This is a genomic window from Streptomyces sp. NBC_01190 (assembly GCF_045039895.1).
Taxonomy (GTDB): Bacteria; Actinomycetota; Actinomycetes; order Streptomycetales; family Streptomycetaceae; genus Actinacidiphila.
Map to the genome: position 1 here is coordinate 2,057,416 of NZ_CP108580.1, position 23,172 is coordinate 2,080,587.

The 23,172-nt window shown below is 73.2% G+C and carries 21 protein-coding genes and 1 pseudogene; 12 read left to right on the plus strand and 10 right to left on the minus strand.

The window, feature by feature from the left end; genetic code table 11:
• The first annotated feature begins 295 nt into the window (after positions 1-295).
• The gene (locus OG519_RS08730; RefSeq protein WP_405580853.1) at positions 296-1,081 is read left to right on the plus strand and encodes a site-2 protease family protein; all 786 of its coding nucleotides are present in this window, start codon (positions 296-298) and stop codon (positions 1,079-1,081) included.
• Positions 1,082-1,105: 24 nt separating this feature from the next.
• Here OG519_RS08730 and OG519_RS08735 read toward each other — a convergent pair whose 3' ends face one another.
• Together OG519_RS08735 and npdG are read right to left on the minus strand one after the other, a co-directional pair.
• Positions 1,106-1,315, minus strand: a complete 210-nt coding sequence (locus OG519_RS08735) for a hypothetical protein (protein ID WP_405580855.1) — start codon at positions 1,313-1,315, stop codon at positions 1,106-1,108.
• Between the two features lie 148 nt (positions 1,316-1,463).
• Positions 1,464-2,252, minus strand: a complete 789-nt coding sequence (npdG, locus tag OG519_RS08740) for an NADPH-dependent F420 reductase (RefSeq protein WP_405580857.1) — start codon at positions 2,250-2,252, stop codon at positions 1,464-1,466.
• 344 nt (positions 2,253-2,596) lie between these two features.
• On the opposite strand from npdG, the gene OG519_RS08745 reads away from it, so the two are divergent.
• Positions 2,597-3,844 (plus strand): MFS transporter, encoded by a 1,248-nt coding sequence (locus OG519_RS08745; RefSeq protein ID WP_405592580.1) that lies wholly within the window; start codon positions 2,597-2,599, stop codon positions 3,842-3,844.
• Between the two features lie 93 nt (positions 3,845-3,937).
• On the opposite strand, the gene OG519_RS08750 is transcribed toward OG519_RS08745, so the two are convergent.
• On the minus strand, positions 3,938-4,186 hold the full coding sequence (locus OG519_RS08750) for a hypothetical protein (protein WP_405580860.1): 249 nt from the start codon (positions 4,184-4,186) through the stop codon (positions 3,938-3,940).
• 78 nt (positions 4,187-4,264) lie between these two features.
• On the opposite strand from OG519_RS08750, the gene map reads away from it, so the two are divergent.
• Positions 4,265-5,122 carry a type I methionyl aminopeptidase gene (gene map / locus OG519_RS08755; RefSeq protein ID WP_405580863.1) on the plus strand — a complete coding sequence of 286 codons (858 nt, stop codon included), beginning with the start codon at positions 4,265-4,267 and terminating at the stop codon, positions 5,120-5,122.
• Between the two features lie 82 nt (positions 5,123-5,204).
• The gene (locus tag OG519_RS08760; protein WP_405580865.1) at positions 5,205-6,170 is read left to right on the plus strand and encodes a hypothetical protein; all 966 of its coding nucleotides are present in this window, start codon (positions 5,205-5,207) and stop codon (positions 6,168-6,170) included.
• Positions 6,171-6,222: 52 nt separating this feature from the next.
• On the opposite strand, the gene OG519_RS08765 is transcribed toward OG519_RS08760, so the two are convergent.
• Entirely contained in the window at positions 6,223-7,041 is an 819-nt protein-coding gene (locus OG519_RS08765) for a bifunctional DNA primase/polymerase (protein ID WP_405580868.1), read from the minus strand.
• Between the two features lie 372 nt (positions 7,042-7,413).
• Here OG519_RS08765 and ddaH point away from each other — a divergent pair, with 372 nt between their 5' ends.
• The 3 genes from ddaH to corA are packed head-to-tail and all read left to right on the plus strand — an operon-like array spanning position 7,414 to position 11,055.
• Positions 7,414-8,235, plus strand: a complete 822-nt coding sequence (gene ddaH, locus OG519_RS08770; RefSeq protein ID WP_405580870.1) for a dimethylargininase — start codon at positions 7,414-7,416, stop codon at positions 8,233-8,235.
• A gap of 37 nt (positions 8,236-8,272) precedes the next feature.
• Positions 8,273-9,928, plus strand: coding sequence for a phytoene desaturase family protein (locus tag OG519_RS08775; RefSeq protein WP_405580873.1), 1,656 nt, complete (start codon positions 8,273-8,275; stop codon positions 9,926-9,928).
• Positions 9,925-11,055: a magnesium/cobalt transporter CorA gene (corA, locus tag OG519_RS08780; protein WP_405580875.1), complete on the plus strand. Its 1,131-nt coding sequence runs from the start codon at positions 9,925-9,927 to the stop codon at positions 11,053-11,055. Before OG519_RS08775 ends, corA begins: the two co-directional genes overlap by 4 nt.
• Here the strand turns inward: corA and OG519_RS08785 are convergent.
• Positions 11,040-12,074 (minus strand): small ribosomal subunit Rsm22 family protein, encoded by a 1,035-nt coding sequence (locus OG519_RS08785; protein WP_405580878.1) that lies wholly within the window; start codon positions 12,072-12,074, stop codon positions 11,040-11,042. The two genes, corA and OG519_RS08785, sit on opposite strands and share 16 nt — an antisense overlap.
• Positions 12,075-12,497: 423 nt before the next feature.
• Here OG519_RS08785 and OG519_RS08790 point away from each other — a divergent pair, with 423 nt between their 5' ends.
• Both OG519_RS08790 and OG519_RS08795 read left to right on the plus strand, forming a co-directional pair.
• Positions 12,498-13,973 (plus strand): sugar transferase, encoded by a 1,476-nt coding sequence (locus OG519_RS08790; RefSeq protein ID WP_405580880.1) that lies wholly within the window; start codon positions 12,498-12,500, stop codon positions 13,971-13,973.
• A gap of 165 nt (positions 13,974-14,138) precedes the next feature.
• Positions 14,139-14,621 carry a VOC family protein gene (locus OG519_RS08795; protein WP_405580882.1) on the plus strand — a complete coding sequence of 161 codons (483 nt, stop codon included), beginning with the start codon at positions 14,139-14,141 and terminating at the stop codon, positions 14,619-14,621.
• An 18-nt stretch (positions 14,622-14,639) separates the two neighbouring features.
• Here the strand turns inward: OG519_RS08795 and OG519_RS08800 are convergent, their stop codons facing one another.
• Positions 14,640-16,067, minus strand: coding sequence for a glycosyltransferase family 4 protein (locus tag OG519_RS08800; protein WP_405580884.1), 1,428 nt, complete (start codon positions 16,065-16,067; stop codon positions 14,640-14,642).
• A gap of 158 nt (positions 16,068-16,225) precedes the next feature.
• Here OG519_RS08800 and OG519_RS08805 point away from each other — a divergent pair, with 158 nt between their 5' ends.
• The gene (locus tag OG519_RS08805; RefSeq protein WP_405580885.1) at positions 16,226-17,044 is read left to right on the plus strand and encodes a polysaccharide deacetylase family protein; all 819 of its coding nucleotides are present in this window, start codon (positions 16,226-16,228) and stop codon (positions 17,042-17,044) included.
• Positions 17,044-18,312: a beta-propeller fold lactonase family protein gene (locus OG519_RS08810; RefSeq protein ID WP_405580887.1), complete on the plus strand. Its 1,269-nt coding sequence runs from the start codon at positions 17,044-17,046 to the stop codon at positions 18,310-18,312. The genes OG519_RS08805 and OG519_RS08810 overlap by 1 nt, the downstream gene beginning before the upstream one ends.
• Positions 18,313-18,364: 52 nt before the next feature.
• Here OG519_RS08810 and OG519_RS08815 read toward each other — a convergent pair whose 3' ends face one another.
• From OG519_RS08815 to OG519_RS08830, 4 genes and pseudogenes are all read right to left on the minus strand, one after another.
• Positions 18,365-18,958, minus strand: a complete 594-nt coding sequence (locus tag OG519_RS08815; protein ID WP_405580889.1) for a TetR/AcrR family transcriptional regulator — start codon at positions 18,956-18,958, stop codon at positions 18,365-18,367.
• A 122-nt stretch (positions 18,959-19,080) separates the two neighbouring features.
• Positions 19,081-20,298 (minus strand): serine hydrolase domain-containing protein, encoded by a 1,218-nt coding sequence (locus OG519_RS08820; RefSeq protein ID WP_405580892.1) that lies wholly within the window; start codon positions 20,296-20,298, stop codon positions 19,081-19,083.
• A complete protein-coding gene (locus OG519_RS08825; protein WP_405580893.1) occupies positions 20,264-20,461 on the minus strand; it encodes a hypothetical protein in 198 nt (65 codons plus the stop codon). Before OG519_RS08825 ends, OG519_RS08820 begins: the two co-directional genes overlap by 35 nt.
• A 52-nt stretch (positions 20,462-20,513) precedes the next feature.
• Positions 20,514-21,849: pseudogene (locus OG519_RS08830) on the minus strand (multidrug effflux MFS transporter).
• A 100-nt stretch (positions 21,850-21,949) separates the two neighbouring features.
• On the opposite strand from OG519_RS08830, the gene OG519_RS08835 reads away from it, so the two are divergent.
• Positions 21,950-23,017, plus strand: coding sequence for a Gfo/Idh/MocA family protein (locus tag OG519_RS08835; protein WP_405580896.1), 1,068 nt, complete (start codon positions 21,950-21,952; stop codon positions 23,015-23,017).
• Positions 23,018-23,172: the final 155 nt, after the last annotated feature.

The following is a 23,172-nucleotide window of genomic DNA, read 5'->3' on the forward strand; positions in this document are numbered from 1 at the left end:
TTCTTACGGAGTACACAGCCGCGCGGCGCCAGGGTGACCGAGCGGCGGAACACCGTACGCTCGCCGCACGTTTCCCCGGGCACCGCCTGTGCCGTTCGCGGCACGGGTGGCATGATCGGGCGCCCGGGCCTCGGCACCGGGGCCGGCCATCCGCCCGCGCCGTACCGGCACGAAGCACACCGCCAGACGTCACCGCCCGAAGCACCGCCCGAAGCCGCCCGATCGCACCGCACGCGGTGCCCGCACCACGTCACCGCACCATCTCGCAGCCCGATGCCCAGCAGGAGCCCGTTCCATGAGCGTCATCCAGATCCGCCGCGCGCACAGCGGTGACGATCGCCGTGTCAGCCCGATCTTCCTGGGCATCGTCGCCGTGATGGTGGTGTCCGGATGGGCGGTGTGGACCGGCTTCGCCTCCGACACTCGCTTCGCTCTGTTCCTGTTTGTGGTCGCGGGCTGGGTCGTCTCGCTGTGCCTGCACGAGTACGCGCACGCCCGTACCGCGCTGCACAGCGGTGACACCAGCATCGGGGAGAAGGGCTATCTGACCCTGAATCCGCTGAAGTACACGCACGCACTGCTGTCGATTGTGCTGCCGGTGTTCTTCCTGCTGATGGGCGGGATCGGCCTGCCCGGCGGCGCGGTCTTCATCGAGCGCCACCGGATCCGCGGCCGGGTCAAGCACAGCCTGATCTCGGCGGCGGGCCCGCTGACCAACGTGCTCTTCGCGCTGATCCTGATGATCCCCTTCGCGGCGGGCAGCACGGACAGTTGGCCGATCGAGTTCCAGTCGGCGCTGGCCTTCCTGGCGATGCTCCAGGTGACCTCGGCGCTGCTGAACTTCCTGCCGGTGCCGGGCCTCGACGGCTACGGGGTGATCGAGCCGTGGCTGTCGTACGAGGTCAAGCGGCAGGTGGCGCCGTTCGCGCCGTTCGGGCTGCTGGCGGTCTTCGGTGTGCTCTACATCAGGTCGGTCAACGAGAAGTTCTTCGAGCTGATCTACACGATCATGGGCTGGTTCGGGGTGAACAGCCTGCTGGTCGCCAAGGGCGACTGGCTCTTCCGCTTCTGGCAGCGCTGACCGGATCCGCTCGGGGCCGGCCGGTCAGCCGGCCCGCCCGGCGTCGGCCGCCCGCGCGGCGGTGCCGGCGGCCTCCACCTTCGCCTTGCGGTGGTAGTAGAACCACATGTTGCTGGTCAGCCCGGCGAGCAGCACCCAGACGATGCCCAGCAGGCTGCCGTTGACGAAGGAGACCACCGCCGCGACGGTGGCCAGCAGGCAGAGGACGAGGGAAAAGCGGGCCAGGCGGGGCATGGGCGGGTGACTCCTGTCGGGACGCGTCCTGCGGGTCGTACCCGGTCATTGTCCCCCGGCGCCCGGCCCGCCGCCGACACCCCGCCCCCCGTGCCCGTCCGCCGCACGGCCCGGCCCGCCCGCCGCCATGGCCCCCGTGCCCGCCCACTCAGACGTCGGTGAGCCGCAGGCCCGCGTGAGCCTTGTAACGGCGGTTGACCGAGATCAGGTTGGCCACCAGCGACTCGACCTGGCGGGCGTTGCGCAGCCGGCCGGCGAAGATCCCGCGCATGCCGGGAATCCGGTTGGCCAGCGCCTGCACGATGTCGGTGTCGGCCCGGGACTCGCCGAGCACCATCACATCGGTGTCGATGCCGGCGACCTCGGGGTCCTTCAGCAGCACGGCCGACAGGTGGTGGAAGGCGGCGGTGACCCTGGACTCCGGCAGCAGCGCGGCGGCCTGCTGGGCGGCGCTGCCCTCCTCGACATCGAGCGCGTACGCGCCCTGCTTGTCGAAGCCGAGCGGGTTGACGCAGTCCACCACGAGCTTGCCCGCCAGCTCCTCGCGCAGGGACGCGAGGATCGTGGCGTGGCCCTCGTACGGCACCGCGACGATCACGATGTCGCTGCGGCGGGCGCAGTCGGCGTTGTCGACGCCTTCCACCCCGTGGCCCAGTTCGTCGGCGACGCTCTTGGCGCGCTCGGCCGCGCGGGATCCGATGACCACCCGCTGGCCGGCCCTGGCCAGCCGGTAGGCGAGGCCGCGGCCCTGGTCGCCGGTGCCGCCCAGGACGCCCACCACGAGGCCGGACACATCGGGCAGCTCCCGGGGATCCTTGACCGGGGCCTTGGCGGGAGCTGGTCCCGATGCTGGAGCGGGTCCCGAAGCGGAAGCTGGTCCCGATGCGGAAGCGGGGCCGGAAGCGGAAGGTGCCTTGCCGTCGTCAGCGTTACTCATACGGAGATCCTGCCAGGTGCGCGCGTGTCCGCCAGGCCCCGCGTCGGCCGGATCAGGCCGGACGGGCGAGCAGCCGGGGGTGAGCGTCGGACGGCCCGGTTGACGGCGCGACCCCCGGCGCCGGAAAAGCCGTTGCCCGCGCCGCCGGAAGCCGGGGAACATGCGGCCCCGTGACCGACGCTCCCTCCGATCCGCCGAAACCGACGCCCGGCCCGCGGCAAGCGACGCCCGACCCGCTCACGTCGAAGCCCCCGTCGCCGCCTCCGTCGACGCCCCTGCCGTCCCGCGGCCGCGCGCTGCTGCCCGATCTGACCCCCTGGCGCACCTCGCGGGACTTCCGCCTGATGTGGCTCGCCGGGGTGATCACCACCTTCGGCAGCTTCCTGTCCTTCGTGGCGGTGCCGGTCCAGCTCAAGGACCTCACCGGATCGGCCGCGGCGGTCGGCTTCGTCGGCGCGGTGGAGCTGGTGCCGCTGATCGTCTTCGGGCTCTACGGCGGCGCCCTCGCCGACGCCGTGGACCGCAAACTGCTGATCAACGCCACCGAGGCGGCCCAGGGTGTGCTCGCCGCCGTCCTGCTGGTGAACACCCTGCTGCCGCACCCGATGGTGTGGCTGCTCTATGTGACGGCCGCGCTGTCCAGCGCGCTGACCGGCCTCCAACGGCCCGCGCTCGACGCCATCGTGCAGCGGATCGTGCCGCGCGACCAGCTCGCCGCCGCGGCCTCGCTCAACGCGCTGCGCTACCAGGTCGGCGCGATCGCCGGTCCCTCGCTCGCCGGACTGGTGATCGCCTGGGCCGGTCCGAGCTGGGCGTACGCCGCCGACACGGTGACCTTCGCGGTCTCCGTCTGCCTCGGTCTCGGCCTGCGCCGCTCCCCCGCCGGACACGACGCCAAGCCGCCGTCGCTGCGCGGGATCGCGGAGGGCGCGCGCTACGCCTGGGGCCGCAAGGAGCTGCTCGGCACCTACGCGATCGACCTGGCCGCGATGTTCTTCGCCTATCCGGTGGCGATCTTCCCGTTCCTCGCCGACGATCTGCACGCCCGCTGGTCGCTCGGCCTGATGTACGCGGCCGGTTCGGTGGGCTCGCTGCTGGTGAGCCTCACCAGCGGCTGGTCCTCCCGGGTGCACCGGCACGGCCGGATGGTGGTGCTCGCGGCGGCCGGCTGGGGCGCGGCGATGGGGCTGGCCGGCTGGGCGGGCGAGATCTGGCTGGTGCTGCTCTGCCTCGCCGCGGCCGGCGGTCTCGACATGATCAGCGGGATCGGGCGGAGCACGATGTGGAACCAGACGATCCCGGACGAGCTGCGCGGCCGGCTGGCCGGGATCGAGCTGCTCTCGTACTCGGTGGGCCCGCAGCTCGGCCAGGTCCGGGCGGGCGCGGTCGCGGCCGGGAGCTCGGCCCGGGTCTCCGTCTGGTCCGGCGGGCTCGCCTGCGTCGCGGCGGTGGGGATGCTGGCGGCGGCGCTGCCCGCGCTGCTCGGCTACGACGCCCGCAAGGCCGGCGATCCGGCCGTACGGGAGCGGGAACAGGAACGAGAAGGGGCGCGGCAACCGGACCCGGAGCCGCAGGCCCAGCCGCAGAGCTGATCCGGGACGGCGTCATGACGGCTGCCCGGCCGCCCGGCCGCCCGGCGGTTCCGTGACGCCCGCCCGGCCCGGCTCGCCGGTCTGCTCGCCGGCCTATTCGCCGGCGCCCGGCTTCCCCGCACCGCCCTTGTCGTGCCAGCGCGGGTCCGTGTCCCACTCCTCGTTCCGTTCCGCGGCGTTCTCCAGCGCGCGCTGGGCGTCCGCGCGGGAGGGGTACGGGCCGAAGCGGTCCTTGGCCGGGCAGTCAGGACCCTCCTCGACGGTCTTGTGCGTGAGGCAGTAGTACCACTCACCCGGCTTGCCGGCCGGCTTGCGGGCCTTGAACGCCTTGAACAGCCCCATGGTCGTCCTCCGAGCGTGATCAGGATGGTTGTCCCTGACCGCCAGCCTGCCCCAGGGAGCGCCGATACACTCGTCGGCATGTCTGGTCAGTCAACGCTCGTCCCCGGGAAACAGTCGCCCGTCCGCCAGGTGCCCGCCGCCATCCCCCGCCCCGAGTACGTGGGCAAGCCCGGCCCCGCCCCGTACACCGGGCCGGAGGTGCAGGACGAGGAGACCGTCGCGAAGATGCGGATCGCCTCGCGGATCGCCGCCCAGGCGATGGAGGAGACCGCGAAGGCCATCGCGCCCGGTGTGACCACGGACGAACTGGACCGGATCGCGCACGAGTTCATGGTCGGGCAGCAGGCCTATCCGTCCGACCTCGGCTACCGGGGCTTCCCGAAGTCGCTGTGCACCTCGGTCAACGAGGTGATCTGCCACGGCATCCCGGACTCCACCGTGCTGCGCGACGGCGACATCGTGAACCTCGACGTGACCGCGTACATCCACGGGGTGCACGGCGACTGCAACGCCACCTACCTCGTCGGTGATGTGGACGAGGAGTCACGGCTGCTGGTGGAGCGCACCCGGGAGTCGCTCGACCGGGCGATCAAGGCGGTCCGGCCCGGCCGGCAGATCAGTGTGATCGGCCGGGTCATCGAGTCGTACGCCAAGCGCTTCGGGTACGGCGTGGTGCGGGACTTCACCGGGCACGGCATCCACACCGCCTTCCACTCCGGGCTGATCGTGCCGCACTACGACGACCCGCGCGCCACCACCGTGATGCGGCCGGGGATGACCTTCACCATCGAGCCGATGCTGACGCTGGGCACGCATGAGTACGACATCTGGGAGGACGGCTGGACCGTCGTCACCAAGGACCGCAAGCGGACCGCCCAGTTCGAGCACACGCTGGTGGTCACCGCCGACGGGGCCGAGGTGCTGACCCTTCCCTGATCCGATCCCGTCGCCGCCGCCGGAGGGACCACCCGGTACAGTGGCCGCGTTTCGGACAGGACACAAGGGGGGCCGACGCGCCATGATCCGCCGCAGGTTGTGCTGGGGGGCCGCGGCCCTCGCCGCGGCACTGCCGCTGGCCGGCTGTACGACCGTGCACGGTGAGCGGGAGAACATCCCGTCGGTCGCCCCGGCCGAGGCGGCCCGGGTGCTGGCGCACTTCGCCGCGGTCAACAACGCCGCGGTCAAGGCGTACGACCCGGCCCGGATCACCGAGGTCGAGGCCGGTCCGCTGGGCGCGATCGACGCGGCCGGGGTGCGGGCCAAGCACACCAACAACCCGGCCGGCAATCCCTCCTTCAGCCCGCTGGTCCTCTCCGACCCGAAGTTCCTGATACCCCGGCAGACCGGCTGGCCGAAGTTCTTCGTCGCGGACACGGCGGTCAACCGCGGTACCAACGCCCGCTGGCTGCTGGTCTTCCGGCGCGCCGCGGCGAGCGTGCCCTGGAAGGCGGACTTCCTGGCGGTGCCCGGGCCCGGGCGGCTTCCCGACGTGGCCACCGACGGGCGCGGGTACGCGGTGCCGGCCCCGGCGGCCGCCACCGGGCTGCTGGTGGCGCCGGGCCGGGTGGCGAGCGCGTACACCGCGTATCTCCAGGGCGGCGCGGACCCGGTGTTCGCCGACGGCCCGAGCACCTCGCAGCTTCTGGCCGGCCGGGCCGACCGGGCGCGGACCCCGAACTCGGTGACGCAGTACGCCGACCAGCCGGGCCAGGGCGGCGACTTCGCCCCGGTGGCCCTGCGCACGAAGGACGGCGGCGCGCTGGTCTTCTTCGGCACCAGGTACCAGTCCCGGTCGACCTACCGGGCCGGGTACCGGCTGACCATCGACCCGGACACCAGGGCGTTGATGACCGGCACCCCCCGCACCTCGGTGACCCTCTCCAACGTGGGCCAGCAGCTCGTGCTGGTGCCCCCGGCCGGGGGCACGGCGAAGGTCTCGTTCCTCAGCCGGGTGGTCGGCCTGGTCGCCGCGCGGGGCGAGTGAGCCGCCCGGCCGGCCTGCCCGAGGGGGAGTCGGCCGGGCCGGACCTTCGGCCTCAGCGGCCCCAGGCCACCGGCTCGGCCTCCGGCTCGTAACCGAACTGCGCGCAGGCGTCGTTGAGGATGGCGAGCACCGGCAGCGGGTCGGGCAGCGGCAGGTCGGGGCCGTGCCCCGGCAGCCAGCTCACGGTGTCGCCGGACGGCAGCCGGGCCGGGGGCAGCAGGACGTAACTGCCCCGGCAGTGCCAGCGGATGCCGGGATGCTCGTCGGCGGTCTCGGGGTGGCAGTCGAGTTCGCAGGGCCACCATTCGTCCTCGTCCACCGGGGTGCCGCGGGTCTCGGTGAAGAACAGCAGCCGGGCCTCGCCCACGGCGGCGACCGGGCCGAGCGTGGCGTCGTCCGCGGTGAGCCGCTCCAGGGCGAGCAGGCCCGCCTCGGCCGGGACGTCGAGCACATCGTGGCCGATGCCGGTGGCGGTGATGAAATTGGCCAGCGGCTGCGTACGCAACCACTGGCCGACCTGCTCGGGATCCGTGCTGGCCTGCGTCTGCCAGGCCAGGGACACCGGGTGGAGTCCCGGGATGGGACAGCCGATCCGGTCGCAGGAACACCCGTACCCGTCGGGGTGGGCGGCGGGCGCGAGCGGCAGGCCCGCGGTCGCGGCGGCGGTGATGAGCTGGTCACGGTGGGCGAGGGCGACGGCCTGGCGGGCGTCGCGGGTGCGGCTGGCGCGGGTCTCCCTGGCGGGGCGCTCGGGCTCGTGCGTCATACCCCGGTCGGAGCGGCGGTCGACCCGGCCGTTGGCACGAGCGGCATCGGAGCCGCCGTCCGCACCGCGTCGCAGCCAGCCGGACAACCTGTTCCTGCCTGCCATCGAACTCCTTCCCTCGCCCCCGGCCCGTCCCCGGTCCGTTGCGGTACACGGTACGCGGAGGGGTGGGATCATCCTGCCTCTTGGCAGGAATGAACACCCAGCCGGGGTGCGCTCTTCCCCCGCGCGCCCGCCGCTCCTCCCCGCGCTCCCGGCGCGCTCCCAGCGCCCTCCCGCCGCTCTCCCACCGCCGGAACCCCCGTGCCCGCGCCGCTCCGGCCGGACGTGACACGCGGCACACACGCCCGGTGGCTCCCGGCGGGGTCGCCGCGCACAATTCACCCATAGGCTCTGCGTTCCCCCGGCGGACCGACCGTCCGCCGAGGGAACGGCTCTGTGCGGATCAGGCACTCAACCACCCTTCGAGGAGCCCCCTTGCGCATCGCGACGCCCCGCCGGTATCTGATGTGCCCACCGGCGCACTTCCGGGTCAGCTACTGCATAAACCCGTGGATGGACCCGACGAAGCCGGTGGATCCGGTGCTGGCCCTCTTCCAGTGGGAGGACCTCCGCGACCGCTACCGCGCGCTCGGCCACACCGTCGAGGTGCTCGACCCGCTGCCGGGCCTGCCCGACATGGTGTTCGCGGCGAACGGCGCGACCGTGGTGGACGGCCGGGTGCTGGGGGCGCGCTTCGCCAATCCGGAGCGGACCGCGGAGGCGCCCGCGCATCTGGCCTGGTTCCGCGCGCGCGGCTTCACCGAGGTGCGCGAGCCCGAGCACGTCAACGAGGCGGAGGGCGACTTCGCGGTCACCGCGTCGTGGCTGCTGGCCGGCCAGGGCTTCCGCAGCAGCCCGCTGGCGCACGACGAGGCGCAGGAGTTCTTCGGACGGCCGGTGATCAGCCTGGAGCTCACCGACCCGCGCTACTACCACCTCGACACCGCGCTCGCGGTGCTCGACGACGCCCGGAACGAGATCATGTACTACCCCGGCGCCTTCTCCCCCGGCAGCCGCGCGGTGCTGGCCCGGCTCTTCCCCGACGCGCTGCTGGCCACCGGGGAGGACGCCGCGGTGCTCGGGCTGAACGCGGTGAGCGACGGCCGCCATGTGCTGCTGCCCCGGGCCGCCACCGGACTGCGCGAACCGCTGCGGGCCCGCGGTTTCGAGCCGGTCCCGGTGGACCTGTCCGAACTGCACAAAGCGGGCGGCAGTGTGAAGTGCTGCACCCAGGAACTGCGGCCCGCCGCCGGGTGACTCCCCGGCCCCCGGGTCGTCCCCGTAGGGTGCCGCCATGCCCAACGTGATCCACCCCTCCTATGACGCCGTGATCGTCGGCGGCGGCCACAACGGTCTGGTCGCCGCCGCCTATCTGGCCCGGGCCGGGCGCCGGGTGCTGCTGCTCGAGAAGCTGCCCGGCACCGGCGGCGCCGCGGTGTCCACCCGGGCCTTCGCCGGGATGGACGCCCGGCTGTCCCGCTACTCCTACCTGGTGAGCCTGCTGCCCCGGAAGATCGTGGCCGACCTGGGCCTGCGGTTCGCGGTCCGGCGGCGGCGCGTGTCGTCGTACACCCCGACCGGCGACACCGGTCTGCTGGTGGACGCGCAGGACGCGGGCCGCACCAGGGAGCAGTTCGTCCGGCTCACCGGCTCCGACCGGGACTTCGAGGCGTGGCAGCGGTTCTACGGGATGACGCGGCACGTCGCCGAGCGGCTCTTTCCCACGCTGACCGGACCGCTGCCCAGCCGCGCCGCGCTGGAGCGGCTGATCGACGATCCGGCCGCCTGGGCGGCGCTCTTCGAGCGGCCGCTCGGCGAGACGGTCGAGGCTGCCTTCGCCGACGACCTGGTCCGGGGCGTGGTGCTCACCGACGCGCTGATCGGCACCTTCAGCCACGCCCACGATCCCTCGCTGCGGCAGAACCGCTGCTTCCTCTACCACGTGATCGGCGGCGGCACCGGCGACTGGGACGTGCCGATCGGCGGGATGGGCGCTCTCACCGACGCCTTGGCCGACGCGGCCAGGGCGGCGGGGGCGGAGATCGTCACCGGCGCGGAGGTGACCTCGATCGCGACCGACGGCGTACGGGCGGAGGTCTCCTTCGGGGACACCTCCAGGGACACCTCGCAGCCGGCCTCGCGGGCCGCGCCCGAGACCGGGACCCGTACCGTCGGCGCCCGGCACGTGCTGGTCAACGCCTCGCCGCACACCCTCGCCGGGCTGCTCGGCCAGGAACCGCCGGACCGCCCGGAAGGCGCCCAGCTCAAGGTCAACATGCTGCTGCGCAGGCTGCCGCGGCTGCGGGACACCGCGGTGAACCCGCGGGAGGCCTTCGCCGGCACCTTCCACATCGCGGAGACCTACCGCGGGCTCCAGACCGCCTACGAGCAGGCCGCGGCCGGCCGGCTGCCCGACGCGCCGCCCTCGGAGATCTACTGCCACAGCCTGACCGACCCCTCGATCCTCTCCCCCGAACTGGCCGCCCAGGGCACGCACACCCTCACCCTCTTCGGCCTGCACGCCCCGGCCCGGCTCTTCGAGCGGGATCCCCAGGGCGTCAAGGAGGCGCTGCTCGCGGCGACGCTGGCCCAACTCGACGCGGTGCTCGCGGAACCGATCGCGGACTGCCTGGCCCTGGACGCCGACGGGCGCCCCTGCGTCGAGGCGAAGTCGCCGCTGGACCTGGAGCGCGAGGTGGGGCTGCCCGGCGGGCACATCTTCCACCGCGACCTCTCCTGGCCGTTCACGGCGCCGCCCGGAGCGGCGGACCAGGAGGGCGCGGCGGAATCCGGATCGGCGACGGACGTGACGAGCGCCACCGGTCGGTGGGGTGTCGGCACCGGGTACGCGAACGTCTATCTCTGCGGCGCGGGCGCGGTCCGCGGCGGTGGAGTGAGCGGGGTTCCCGGGCACAACGCGGCGATGGCGGTACTGGAGAAGGCATCATGACCCACCGACCCAGGATCATTCACCACAAGGACGGCACCCGCCGGTCGATCGGCCGCCAGTGGCGGCGCGGCGGGGACAGCAAGTGGCACCGGCTGGCCGACAGCGGCGCCATCCCGGACCAGCGCTGCACCGCCGACGTGGTGGTCGACTGCGCGGTCTACGAGGACGGCCGCCGGGTGGCGTCGCTCGGCCCGCAGGAGGCGCTGACCGAGGCGCGCAAACGGCCCGGCGGTTTCGCCTGGGTCGGGCTGCACCAGCCGGCGCAGGAGCATCTCGCGGAGATAGCCGAGGTGTTCGGGCTGCACCCGCTGGCGGTCGAGGACGCGGTGAACGCGCATCAGCGGCCGAAGCTGGAGCGCTACGGCGACACCCTGTTCCTGGTGCTCAAGACCATCGTCTTCGTGGAGCACGAGAAGCTCACCGCGACCAGCGAGGTGGTCGACACCGGTGAGCTGATGATCTTCCTGGGCGCGGACTTCGTGGTGGTGGTACGGCACGGCAGCGCGCCCGGCCTGGCCCAGGTCCGGCGCGCCCTGGAGCAGCATCCCGAGATGCTGGCGCACGGCCCGGCGGCGGTGCTGCACGCCATCACCGACCGGGTGGTGGACGACTATCTCGATGTCGCCGACCAGGTGGAACTCGACGTGGACGAACTGGAGTCGGACGTCTTCTCCTCGGTCCAGGGCGACGACGCCGAGCGGATCTACCAGCTCAAGCGGGAGCTGATCGAGTTCAAACGGGCGGTGCATCCGATGGCCCGGCCGCTCCAGCGGCTCAGTGAGGAGAGCGACGAGATGATCGGCCGGGAGATGGGCCGCTACTTCCGTGACGTGGCGGACCACTTGTCGCAGGTACGTGAGCGGCTGGCGAGCTACAGCGAGCTGGTCGACGGCCTGCTGGCGGCGAATCTCAGCCAACTCGCGGTGCAGCAGAACGTGGACATGCGGCGGATCAGCGCGGCGGCGGCGATTCTGGCGATCCCGACGATGATCGCCGGCTTCTACGGCATGAACTTCGAGCACATGCCCGAGCTGCACTGGACCTTCGGCTACCCGCTGATGCTGGGCGTCACCGCCACCCTCTCCGCCCTCTGCTACCGCGCCTTCCGCCGCTACGGCTGGCTTTGATCCGACCCGGAGGGGGCGCCGCCGGAGAAGGGGTCGCCCCACTGGATGTCGCGGGCCTGGCGGTAGAGGGGGCCGTGGCGTTTGGTGATGGTGGTGCGGGTGAGGGTCTGGTCGGGGGTGCAGAGGTCGAGCAGGACTTGGCCCTTGCGGATCTGGGGGTGCCGGACGACGCGGTTGGCCGCCGGGGTGGCGGGGACCGCGTCGGGGCGGACGGCCGCCACGTAGGAGAACTTCTCGTCCTCGTACGCCAGCGTGCCCCCCTTGATCTGCCGGTGCAGCGACGTACGGGGCACGCGCGCCGCGAAATGGCACCAGTCGGTGCCGGTGACCGGGCAGGCCGCGTCGTGCGGGCAGGGCGCGAGCACGGTGAGGCCGACCGCGATCAGCCGGCCGCGGGCCTCGATGATCCGCGCGTAGCCGTCGGGGGTGCCGGGCTCGACGACGACCAGCGCGCCGCTGGTGGCGGCGACAGCGCCGTCCAGCAGCGCGGCCCGGTCGGCGGGGGTGAGTTCGCCGATCACGTAGGAGACGGTGGTCAGTTCGGCGGCCGGCAGCCGCGGCGTGCCGCCCAGCGGCGCCCTGGTCCACTCGGCGGCGCGGACCGCGGCCGACTCGGCGTCCGCGGCGAGCCGGCGGCCGAGGTCGAGAGCCGCCTGGGACCAGTCGAGGACGGTGCTGGTGTGCTTGCCGGGCCCGTCCGCCCACGCCTCGGCCACCGCCCAGGTGGCCGCGCCGGTGCCGCCGCCCAGGTCGAGGTGGGTGGCCGGGATCCACTCGCCGGCCTGCTCCCGCAGTGCGTCGAGAGCGGACCTGACGGCCGCGTACGTCGCCGGCATCCGGTAGGCGGCATAGGCCGCGGCGTCGGCGGCGTCCCGCAGGATGGGCGCGGCGGTCGGGGTGGTCCCCCGGTAGTTCTCGATCAGCCGCTCGACCTGCGCGGAGGCATGGCTCGGCGGGGTCGCCCGCAGCGCTTCGGTGAGCGCGTCGCGGAGATCGTCGGGAAGAGGCACGGTGGGCACAAGCCCCAACGGTAGCGGGCCGTCCCACCGCCGACGACCGCCGTCCCGCCGCCAACCGATCGCCGTCCCAGCGCCGACCGACCGCCGTCCCGCCGGCAACGGACGCTCTACCCCGGGATGCCCCAGAAGCGCCATAGTCGCGTTAACTCGGTCATAACATCGGCTCGAATCTGTGCAATCCGCAGCGCACCACCACCCGTTTGGCCTAGCGTTCGCAGTTGTCAGGGCGAGTCCAGAACTTGGGGAAGTGCTGGAACGCTCATGCAGGTCACGATGTGCCATGGGGGGTCCATGCGGCGTATCGAAGCAAACCGGGTCATACCGGTTATGTCCACATCGGTGGAAAACGAGCCCAGACCGGCGCGGAGTCCCACTCCGCGCTCCTTCGAGACCAGGGCATCGGATACCACCGATGCCCTTGGTGTGCCCGGCCCGTATCGCACTCGGCGCCGGCACGGCAAGCACAGTGGGCACAGCGCCCACCGCACGTACGGCGACAAGGCGGCCTGGTATCTGCCGCTCGCCATCTCCCTGGACGCGCTCGGCATCGGCGTCCCGGGTCTGCTGCTGCTGCGGCACACCCGCCAGCCACACCCGCTGCTCTGCGCCCTGGTGGCGGCGGCTCTGTGGACGGCGCTACGCGCGGTGCGCCGGCGCTACACCGCCGACGTACTGGGCGAGACCCGCGGTGTGCTCGCCGCGCTCACCGACTGGCTGGTGCTGCTCGGGATGCTGGCGGTGCTGCGGACCGCCTGCGGTGAGATCGTCAGGCCGGTGGTGGCCCTGGCGGGAGTGGCTCTCGGGCCGCTGCTGACCATGGCGGGCACCAATCTGACGCAGCGCCACCTGATCTCGGACCGCCGTTCCGCGCAGGCGGTCCGCCGGGTGCTGGTGATCGGCGAGCCGAGCACCGCCGACCATGTGGTGGGTCACCTGGCCGCCAGGACCGAGCACGCGTACGTGGTGGTCGGGGTGGTCCCGGTGGGCAACGCCAAGCTGGAGTGCGGGGCTCCGGTCACAGCCCGCCTCGGCTCGGTCGAGCCGCGGAACCCGACCGACGACGGGGCCGCCGTGCTCGGCGCCGCCCGCGAGCTGCACGCGGAGCTCGTCCTGGTGGCGCCCGGTCCGCGGCTGTCCGCTGACCGGCTGCGGCGGCTGGTCTGGGCACTGCACGACGCCCAGACCCAGGTGGCGATACTGCCGGGTCTCGTCGATGTCGCGCCGCGCCGGCTGCAGCTCGACGCGCCCGCGGGGCTCGCCATGCTGCACATCGCGCCGCCGCTGCGCCACGGCCTCCAGGTGTGGCTGAAGTCGGCGGCGGACCGGGCCGGGGCGGCCTTCGGGCTGCTGCTGCTCGCACCGCTCTTCGCCCTGGTGGCGCTGGCCATCCGGGCCACTTCACCCGGTCCGGTGTTCTACAAGCACACCCGGTACGGGCAGAACTGCACGCCCTTCCTGATGTGGAAGTTCCGCACGATGGTGGTCGACGCGGATGCCCGCAAGGCCGACCTCGAACGCACGGGCGCCAACGAGAACGACGGCTTGATGTTCAAGATGCGCCGCGATCCCCGGGTCACCCGGGTCGGCCGGGTGCTGCGCCGCTACTCGCTCGACGAACTCCCGCAGCTCGTCAATGTGCTGCGGGGCGAGATGTCGCTCGTCGGCCCGCGTCCGCCGCTGCCCGACGAGGTGGCGCGGTACGACAAGACCGAGGTGCGGCGGCTCGCCGTCAGGCCGGGGATCACCGGACTGTGGCAGGTCAGCGGGCGCAGCGACCTGTCGTGGGACGAGACCATCAAGCTGGACCTGCGGTACGTCGACAACTGGTCGTTCACCGCGGACGTCGATGTGATGGCCCGCACCCTGCGGGCCGTGGTCGACGGACGAGGAGCGTACTGAACGCACTGAGCGTTCTGGCACGGCAAGCACTGGCACAGCACGCACCGGCAGAGCACGTGCCGGGCACGGCACCAACCGACCGGCCCGTCGCCGGGAACCGATGAGTTCCCGGCGGCGGGCCGGTCTGCACAGGGGACAGCACATCGCGCACGACCGGAGGTACCGATGACCGCCAGCGGATTCACCACAGCCCTGTGGTTCGACGGACAGGCCGAGGAGGCGGCGAAGTTCTACGTCTCCGTCTTCGACGACGCGGCGATCGGCCGGATCGGCCACTACAGCGAGGCGGGTCCAGGCGAGCCCGGTTCCGTGCTCTCGGTGGAGTTCACCGCCAACGGCCAGAAGTTCGTCGGCATCAACGGCGGCCCGCAGTTCACCTTCGACGAGGCGATCTCGTTCCAGATCCACTGCGCCGACCAGGCCGAGGTCGACCACTACTGGGACGTACTGACCGCCGACGGCGGCGCGGAGGGCCCGTGCGGCTGGCTCAAGGACCGCTTCGGCCTGTCCTGGCAGGTCGTCCCGGCCGAGCTTCTCGATCTCCTCACCGACGCCGACAGCGCCAAGGCGGCCCGCACCGCCGAGGTGATGTTCGCGATGAAGAAGCTGGACCTGTCGGCGCTGAAGCGGGCCCACGCCGGCGGTTGAGGGCTTTGACGCCGCTGGCTACGCCGGTCCGGGCCCCTCGCCGGCGGCACCTTTTCCGGTTTCTCGGGTGTCTCGGGTTTCTCGGGTTTCTCCGGTGACCGCGCTCGGGGACGTGCCGGGGGGCGCCATTCGAGGAGAGGCGGGCGGAGAGGCGGGCGCCATTGGAAGAGAGGCGGGCGGAGGGGCGGGCGCCGTTTGGGGAGAGGCGGGCGCCGGCCCGGGCGGCGCGGTCGGGCGCGGGGTGAGCGCTTCGGCGAGCAGCGTGTCGATCCGGGCCAGCCCGGCCGCCCGGCTGAGGTGGGCCTCGGCGTAGGCGGGGCCGTTGGCGGCCAGTTGGGCGGCCCTGGCCGGGTCGGCGGTCAGGGCGTGGATCGCGGCCAGCAGGGCCGCCGGGTCCTCCGGCGGTACCACCAGGCCCGCGCCCGAGCGGTCGAGTTCCCGCGCGGTGGCGCTCGCGGCGGGGACCGCGGCGACGACCGGCCGCCCGGCCGCCAGATAGGCGCCGAGTTCCGGCGGCACGCCGGTGCCGCCGAGCGCCGCCCGCTGGGCCACCAGCAGCACGTCCGCGGCGGCCAGCACGTCGGGGTATTCGGTGTCGTCCGGGCTCGGCGGGAAGTCCAGGTTGGGCAGGCCGCCGGCCAGCGTCCGCAGTTCGGCGCGGCGCTCGCCGTCACCCATCAGCACCACCCGCAGCCCGGGGTCGAGCCGGGCTGCCCCCACCAGGGATTCGAGGTCCTGTTCGGCGCCGAGCGCGCCGGAGTAGAGCGCCACGGTCTGGCCCGGCCGCCAGCCGAGCCGGGCGCGCATCTCCTCGCGGGGCCGGGAGGGCCGGGGCAGGTGCGACCAGTTGGGTATCAGCCGGATCCGGGTCGCGGGCACGCCCATCGCCTCGACGTCGGGGACGATCGACGGGTGCACCACGCCGACCAGCGCGGCCCGCCGCAGGGCGTACCGCTCGACCATCCCGGCGGGCGCCGACCGCAGCCGGGCCCGGTCGCCGCCGCCCAGCAGGTTCCGCACCACGGGTACGAACGGCACGCCGTACCGCCGGGCGAGCCGGGCGCCGATGACGCCGGCGGCCGGGGTGGGCAGTTGGGCGATCACCGCGTCCGGGCGCTCGATCGCGGGCGCCGCCCGCAGGCCGCCGCGCAGCACCGACAGCTCGAACCCGGCCCGGCCGAGCACCGTCTGACGGGCCGGCACCGTATGGCCGTGGCGGTGCACCCGTACGCCGCCGCGCTCCTCCTCGGCCTGCCGGACCCCCGCGTACGCCGGGTCGAGCCGCCACGCCGGGTAGTGCGGCATACCGGTCAGGACGTGCACCTCGGCGCCGCCGGCCGCCCAGTGCTCGGCGATCTGGGTGGCGTACCGGCTGGTGCCCGCCTGCTCGGGCGCGTAGTTGGTGGAGACCAGCAGCAGTCGGCGACGCGTGCCGGAACCGGCCACGGATGTTCCTTCCCCCGGAGACGAACCGAAGCACACCCTACGACCTGGCGTACCGTCATCGCGCGCCTCGGCCCCGTCGTTGGCGACTGCGGGCCATCCGCGCGACGCGGGCCCGGCCATCCGGCGGGAGCGGGCGTTACGCCCTACAGTGTTGCGCGATGTCCATCTCGCGGCGAAATATCCTTCAAGCGGCCGCCTCGGGGGCGCTGCTGACCGGGTGCTCGCCCGGCGGCGGGCCCTCATCGGCCGACCCGTCAGCGGGCGGCCACGGGCCGGCCGCGCGGTCCGCCGGCAGCCCCGGCGCCGTGTCCTCGACGCCCCCGTCATCCCAGTCGTCCCCGACGACCCCAACGTCCCCGCCCCCGCTGCCGGCCGGTCTGCCCGACCAGATCGAGCACGGCCCGCGCGGCCGGCCGCAGGTCGCCCTCACCTTCCACGGTCAGGGCGAGCCGGCCATGGCGACGGCGCTGCTCACAGCGGCCGAAGCGGCCGGCGCCCGGCTCACCGTGCTCGCGGTCGGAAGCTGGCTCGACGCGTATCCGCGGCTGGCCCGGCGGGTGCTCGACGGCGGCCACGAACTGGGCAACCACACCCTGCACCACCGCGACATCGGCGCCATGGACGCCGCTTCGGCCACCGCCGAGATCGAGGGGTGCGCCGAGCGGCTGCACCGGCTCACCGGCTCGCGCGGCCGCTGGTTCCGGCCCTCGCAGAGCCGGCTGACCACCCCGCTGGTGGTCGCGCTCGCCCAGCGGGCCGGCTACCCGCACCTGCTCTCCTACGACGTGGACCCGCTCGACTACACCGATCCGGGCGCCGAGCGGGTGCGGGCCGCGACCGCCCGCCAGGCCCGCGACGGTTCGGTGATCTCCCTGCACTTCGGACACCCCGGCACCGTGGCCGCGCTGCCCGGAATCCTCGACGACCTGCACCGCCGGGGCCTCCGCGCGGTCACGACCTCGGAGCTGCTTGCCTGATGCGCCGTCCCAGCCGTTCCCGTCCTGCCGGCCGCCCCAGCCTTTCCGGCCGCCCGCGCCCTTCCCGCCGCCCCCGCCCGTCCGGCGGTCCGCTGCCCGCCGCCCTGTCCGCCGCCGCGCTCGCGGTGGTCGCCGTCCTGCTGGCCGGCTGCGGCGGCTCCGACACCCGGTCGACCGCGAAGGAGCACAGCTCGGCGACGACCGCGACGCAGCAGGTGGCCCGCCCCGCGGTGCCGGCCGGCCTGCCCGGGATGCCGCCGCTGCTCGACCCCAAGGACGTCTACGCCGCCGACCGGCCGAACGCCCTCTCCCCGGTGATGCGGCGCTTCCCGCCCCGGGTCTACGTGCCCAACACCGAGTCCAACACGGTCTCCGTCATCGACCCGAAGACGTACAAGGTGATCGAGACCATCCCGGTGGGCCGCCAGCCGCAGCACGTGGTGCCCTCCTGGGACATGAAGACGCTGTGGATCAACAACGACGTGGGCAACTCGCTGACCCCGCTCGACCCGGCCACCGGCAGGACCGGCAGGACCGTCGACGTGCACGACCCGTACAACCTGTACTTCACGCCGGACGGCAAGTACGCGGTGGTGATGGCCTCGCTGGACCGGCAGCTCGTCTTCCGCGACGCGCACACCATGGCGGTGAGGAAGACCGTGCCGGTGGACTGCTACGGCGTCAACCACGCCGACTTCTCCCCCGACGGCCGCTACTTCATCGTCTCCTGCGAGTTCAGCGGCGACCTGCTGAAGGTGGACACCGCCAAGATGAAGGTGATCGCCCAGCAGCGGCTGCCTGAGGCGGACGCCATGCCGCAGGACGTGAAGATCTCGCCGAACGGCAAGACCTGGTACATCGCCGACATGGTGGCCAACGGGGTGTGGACCATGAACGGCGACACCTTCTCCAAACCGGTCCTGCTGCCCACCGGGAAGGGCGCGCACGGCCTCTACGTCTCCCGCGACTCGAAGTACATGTACATCTCCAACCGCGGCGAGGGCTCCATCTCGCTGCTGGACTTCGCCACCGGCAAGCTCGTCGACAAGTGGCACATCGACGGCGGCGGCAGCCCGGACATGGGCGGCGTCTCCGCCGACGGCAAGGTGCTCTGGCTCTCCGGCCGCTACAACGCCGAGGTCTACGCGATCGACACCAGAACCGGTAAGACCCTCGCCAAGATCCCGGTCGGCGCAGGGCCGCACGGCCTCGCCGTCTACCCCCAGCCGGGCCGCTACTCCCTGGGCCACACCGGGATCTTCCGCTAGGGCCTGCCGTTCGGATCGCCGCGGCGTCGCGCGGGCCGGTGGCGCGCGGGGCTCAGTTCGGGTGCGGGCGGCGCAGGCCGGTGATGAGCAGGGCGACCATGCGGCGGGCGTCGTAGCGGGGGTCGTGCTCGGCGCCGATGCAGAGGTTGCCGACGGCGCGCATGAGTTCGTACGGGCGCAGGTCGGCGCGGATCTCACCGGCGCCGGCCGCGGCGTCGAGCAGCTCGCCGCAGACGGGCACGAGGCGGTCGAGGAAGTAGGCGTGCAGCGTCTCGAAGCCGGCCTCGTCGGAGTGGAGCACGGCGGCCAGTCCGTGCTTGGTGACCAGGAAGTCGACGAAGAGGTCGATCCACCGGCTGAGCGCCGCGTGCGGGGTGGCGGCGGCCAGCAGGACCGGTCCTGCCTCGGCGCAGGCCTCGATCTGGTGCCGGTAGACGGCGATGATGAGATCCGCCCGGGTCGGGAAGTGGCGGTAGATCGTGCCCGTCCCGACGCCGGCCTCGGCCGCGATGTCGCGCACCGGCGCTTCCACGCCCGAGGCGACGAAGACCGCCGCGGCCGCGTCGAGCAGCGTCTCCTCGTTGCGCCGGGCGTCCGCCCGCTTGGACCGGGCCGCGGGCCCCGCGCCCCCGTCGCTCCCCTGCACCGCGCCCCCTCCCTCCACCGGCCGACTCGCCGAGCGGAACGTCGTTCCGCGGCTTTTTCGGAACAAGGTTCCGCTTGCCATGGTGCCAGAGCGGCGGCCCCCGGCCAAACCGCGCGCAGCCGCTAGCCGGCCGCCGCGCGGGCCAGGTGGGTCGCGGCCATGGCGCGGGGGGCGCTGCCGTCGCGCCACGTGCGGCTGGGGTGAACGGAGTTGGTGAGCAGGATCAGAAAGGTGTCGGTCGCGGGGTCGAGGACCAGGCTGGTGCCGGTGAAGCCGGTGTGGCCGACCGCGCCCCGGCCGGCCAGCTCGCCCATGAACCAGGACTGGTCCGCCTCGAAGCCGAGCGGGCGGCGGACGCCGGCCGGATCGGCGGGGCGGGCCGGATCGGCGGGGCCGGCCGGACTCTTCGGGCCGTCGGGACGCTCCCGGCCGTCGGGGCCGCCGAGCAGCAGCCGGACGGAGGCCGGGGCGAGAAAGCCGGGCGCGCCGCCGTCGAGCAGCGCCCGGGCGAAGAGCGCCAGGTCCCACGCGGTGGAGAAGAGCCCGGCGTGCCCGGCGACCCCGCCCATCGCGTACGCGTTCTCGTCGTGCACCGTGCCGTGCACCATGCCCCGGTCCAGCTTCGCCCACGGCTTGCGCTGGTCCTCGGTGGCCGCGATCCGGGGCAGCCAGGAGGGCGGCGGATTGAACCGGGTGTCCGCCATGCCGAGCGGCCCGGTGACGGTCTCGGCGATCAGCCGGTCGAGCGGCCGGTCCGCGATCCGCTCCAGTACGGCCTGGAGCAGCAGCAGATTGAGGTCGGAGTAGCAGCGGGCCGTGCCCGGCGCGGTCAGCGGCCGCTCCGCCGCGAGCCGGGCGGCGCGCGCGGCCGCGTCCGGCAGGTCGTAGAGCGGCAGTTCGGGCCGCAGCCCGGAGGTGTGGGTGAGCAGGTGCCGTACGGTGACGCGCGGGTCCGCGACCGCGACCCAGTCGGAGACCTTGTCGTCCAGCCGGAGCGCACCGTCCTCGATCTGCCGTACCGCGACGACCGCCGTGAAGAGCTTTGTCAGCGAGGCGAGGTCGAAGACGGTTTCCGGCGCCATCGGCACCCACCGCTCCCGGGGCAGCTCCACCCCCCGGTCGGCGTGCTCGTCGTAGGCCGCGTAGCGCACCGCCCAGCCGGTCGCCCGGTGCAGCGCGACCATACGGCCCCGGCCGGCCAGGACGACGGCGCCGGCACACCACGGATGCCCGGGCGCCGGACACAGATACGCGTCGAGGCCCGGGACGATCCGGTTCAGCTCGTCGGTGTCGAGGGCCGCCCCGTCAGGGCAGACACCTTTCGACAGCGGCGCGGCCATGCTCCTCCAGTGCCCGTCGGGCCTTCTCGACCAGCTCGGGGGTGGGCTCCCGCCCCGAGGCCATCACCAGGTCCTCCGGATCCACCCCGTGCTCGGATCCCGTGTGCAGCGTGCTGTCGGCTGTCTTGAAGGCCCATGTATTTTCATCCGGAACTTCGGACATCGCGTCCTCCCAAGAGGATGTCGGCGCAGCCCGCGCGGGGCGCGCCCCACCATCACTCCACCGTACGCCGCCCTCGTACGCAGAGCCCAATGAAGGCCGCGCAGGAGACGAGGACGCAGGCCAGTTGGGTCACCGCCATCGGCACCGCGGTGCCGTCGCCCGCGACCCCGGCGAGCGGCGAGAGCACCGCGCCGACCAGGAAGGACGAGGTGCCGATCAGCGCGGAGGCGGAGCCGGCGGCGTGCCGGGTGCGCAGCAGCGCCTGGGTGTTGGTGGTGGGCAGCACCAGTCCCATCGACGCCATCAGCACGAAGAGCCCGCTGGCGATGGCCGGCAGCCCGGGCCGGCCGAAGACCCCGGTGGTGAGCAGCACCAGCGCCACCGAGGCGGAGGTGATCAGCGCCAGCCCCACGGCCAGCACCTTGTCCATGTCCACCCGGCCGACCAGCACCTTGCCGTTGAGCTGGCCGACCCCGACGATGCCGACCGAGTTGAGGCCGAAGAGCAGGCTGAAGGTCTGCGGAGAGGCGCCGTAGATGTCCTGGACGACGAAGGACGAGGCCGTGACGTAGGTGAAGAGTGCCGCGAAGCTGAAGCTGCCCGCGATCACGTAGCCGGTGAAGACCCGGTCGGCGAGCAGCCGGCGCATCGCGCCGAAGGTGCCGAGCAGTTCGCCCGCGTGGCGGCGCTCGGGCGGCAGTGTCTCGTGCAGCCGGCGCCAGACCAGCAGGGTGAGCGCGGCGCCGACCGCGGCGCAGACCAAGAAGATGCCGCGCCATTCGGTGAGCCGGAGGATCTGGCCGCCGATCGTCGGGGCGATGATCGGGGCGACGCCGGAGATCAGCAGCAGCGTCGAGTAGAAGCGGGCCATCTCCACACCGTCGAAGAGGTCGCGGACGGGAGATCACGATGCCCGCCGAGCCGGCCAGCCCCTGGAGCAGCCGGAAGCCGATCAGCAGCCCGGCGGAGGGGGCGAAGGCGCAGACGGCGGTGGCGAGGACGTAGACCACCATGCCGATCAGCAGTGGGCGGCGGCGGCCGAAGCGGTCGCTGAGCGGCCCGACCAGGAGCTGGCCGAGCGCCATGCCGGCCAGGCAGGCGGTGAGGGTGAGCTGGACGGTGGCGGCGGGCGCGTGCAGGGCGTCGGTGACCTGGGGCAGCGCGGGCAGGTACATGTCCATGGACAGCGGCGGCAGCGCGGTGAGGCCGCCCAGCACGAGGGTGACGAGCAGGCCGGTGCGGCGCTGGAGGCCGGGGGGCGTCGTGCGGGTTGGTCCGGGGGCGGTTCTGGCGGCGGTCTCGGCGGCGAGGGTGGCTGGGGCGGAGGTGGCGGGAGTGGTGGGTGTTGCGGTGATCTGCGCGGGGGTTGACGACCCGGCGTCCGGCACGGCGGCACTCTCCATCGGCAGTAGGTGAACCGCTGCTTATTCTTTCAGCCGGTGGGGGCGACGGAGAACGGATATCAGGGCACATGAAGGCGGCGGCACGATGAGTGAGAACGTCAGCAAGGGCGAGCCCGGGGCGACCGGGGAGGGCGCGGTCGGCGGCGCGGGTACAGCGAAGATCCGCTGGGGCATCCTGGCGACCGGCGGGATCGCCGCCACCTTCACCGAGGCGCTCCGGTCACTGCCGGACGCGGAGGTCGTGGCGGTCGGATCACGCGGCGAGGCGAGCGCCAAGGCGTTCGCCGAGCGCTACGGGATCCCGCGCGCGTACGGCAGTTGGGCCGAACTGGCCGCGGACGACCAGATAGACGTGGTCTACGTGGCCACCCCGCACTCGGCGCACCGCGAAGCGGCCGGGCTCTGCCTGGAAGCGGGCCGCGCGGTGCTGTGCGAGAAGGCGTTCACCATCAACGCCCGGGAGGCCGGGGAGCTGGTCGAACTCGCCCGGGACCGGGAGTTGTTCCTGATGGAGGCCATGTGGACGTACTGCAACCCGCTGGTACGGCGGCTGGTCGCGATGATCGCCGAGGGTGCGATCGGTGAGGTCCTCAACGTCTCCGCGCACTTCGGCTTCGCCGGCGATTTCGCGCCCGAGCACCGGATGCGGGATCCGAAGCAGGGCGGCGGCGCGGTGCTCGACCTCGGGGTCTACCCGGTGTCCTTCGCCCAGTTGCTGCTCGGCGAACCGGACGAGGTGCGGGCGGTCGCCCACCTCACCCCCGAGCACGTGGACGACAACACCGCGATCCTGCTCGGCTGGAAGAGCGGCGCGGTGGCCTCGCTGAGCTGCACGATGACCGCGGAGACGGCAGCGCCCGCCCGGATCAGCGGCTCCGAGGGGCGGATCGAGATCGAGGGCGACTTCTTCCGCCCCGACCGCTTCACCCTCCACCGCCGCGGCGAGGACACCCCCAGAACGGTACGCCTCGCCGATGTGACCACCGACCTCGACGGCGCCACCATGCGCCACGAGGCCGCCGAGGTGATGCGCTGCCTCCGCTCCGGGGCAACCGAATCCCCCCTGGTCCCCCTCAACGGCTCCCTGGCGGTCATGCGCACCCTCGACCGCATCCGCGCCGAGATCAACGTCCACTACCCGGACCTGGACTGATCCGCCACCGCGGGGCCGGGAGGTCGGGCTCGGCTTGGGCTGATGTCGGCAACGCCCGCGCCGGGGGCCTTGCTTGCGCACTCGGGCGAAACGGGATCGCCCGGGTCCACCGGACGGGGCTTTGCCCGACGGCAGGGGGCCCGCCAGGGGCGCTG

Excerpts from the sequence above, each read along its gene's own strand:
- OG519_RS08775 (WP_405580873.1), top strand. The coding sequence starts at position 8,273 with ATGCCCAACGTGATCCACCCCTCCTATGACGCCGTGATCGTCGGCGGC.
- OG519_RS08760 (WP_405580865.1), top strand. The coding sequence starts at position 5,205 with ATGATCCGCCGCAGGTTGTGCTGGGGGGCCGCGGCCCTCGCCGCGGCA.
- OG519_RS08820 (WP_405580892.1), bottom strand. The coding sequence starts at position 20,298 with ATGGCCGCGCCGCTGTCGAAAGGTGTCTGCCCTGACGGGGCGGCCCTC.
- OG519_RS08735 (WP_405580855.1), bottom strand. The coding sequence starts at position 1,315 with ATGCCCCGCCTGGCCCGCTTTTCCCTCGTCCTCTGCCTGCTGGCCACC.
- npdG (WP_405580857.1), bottom strand. The coding sequence starts at position 2,252 with ATGAGTAACGCTGACGACGGCAAGGCACCTTCCGCTTCCGGCCCCGCT.
- OG519_RS08765 (WP_405580868.1), bottom strand. The coding sequence starts at position 7,041 with ATGGCAGGCAGGAACAGGTTGTCCGGCTGGCTGCGACGCGGTGCGGAC.
- OG519_RS08730 (WP_405580853.1), top strand. The coding sequence starts at position 296 with ATGAGCGTCATCCAGATCCGCCGCGCGCACAGCGGTGACGATCGCCGT.
- OG519_RS08750 (WP_405580860.1), bottom strand. The coding sequence starts at position 4,186 with ATGGGGCTGTTCAAGGCGTTCAAGGCCCGCAAGCCGGCCGGCAAGCCG.
- OG519_RS08810 (WP_405580887.1), top strand. The coding sequence starts at position 17,044 with ATGCGCCGTCCCAGCCGTTCCCGTCCTGCCGGCCGCCCCAGCCTTTCC.
- OG519_RS08795 (WP_405580882.1), top strand. The coding sequence starts at position 14,139 with ATGACCGCCAGCGGATTCACCACAGCCCTGTGGTTCGACGGACAGGCC.
- OG519_RS08835 (WP_405580896.1), top strand. The coding sequence starts at position 21,950 with ATGAGTGAGAACGTCAGCAAGGGCGAGCCCGGGGCGACCGGGGAGGGC.
- corA (WP_405580875.1), top strand. The coding sequence starts at position 9,925 with ATGACCCACCGACCCAGGATCATTCACCACAAGGACGGCACCCGCCGG.
- OG519_RS08745 (WP_405592580.1), top strand. The coding sequence starts at position 2,597 with ATGTGGCTCGCCGGGGTGATCACCACCTTCGGCAGCTTCCTGTCCTTC.
- OG519_RS08825 (WP_405580893.1), bottom strand. The coding sequence starts at position 20,461 with ATGTCCGAAGTTCCGGATGAAAATACATGGGCCTTCAAGACAGCCGAC.
- OG519_RS08805 (WP_405580885.1), top strand. The coding sequence starts at position 16,226 with ATGTCCATCTCGCGGCGAAATATCCTTCAAGCGGCCGCCTCGGGGGCG.
- map (WP_405580863.1), top strand. The coding sequence starts at position 4,265 with ATGTCTGGTCAGTCAACGCTCGTCCCCGGGAAACAGTCGCCCGTCCGC.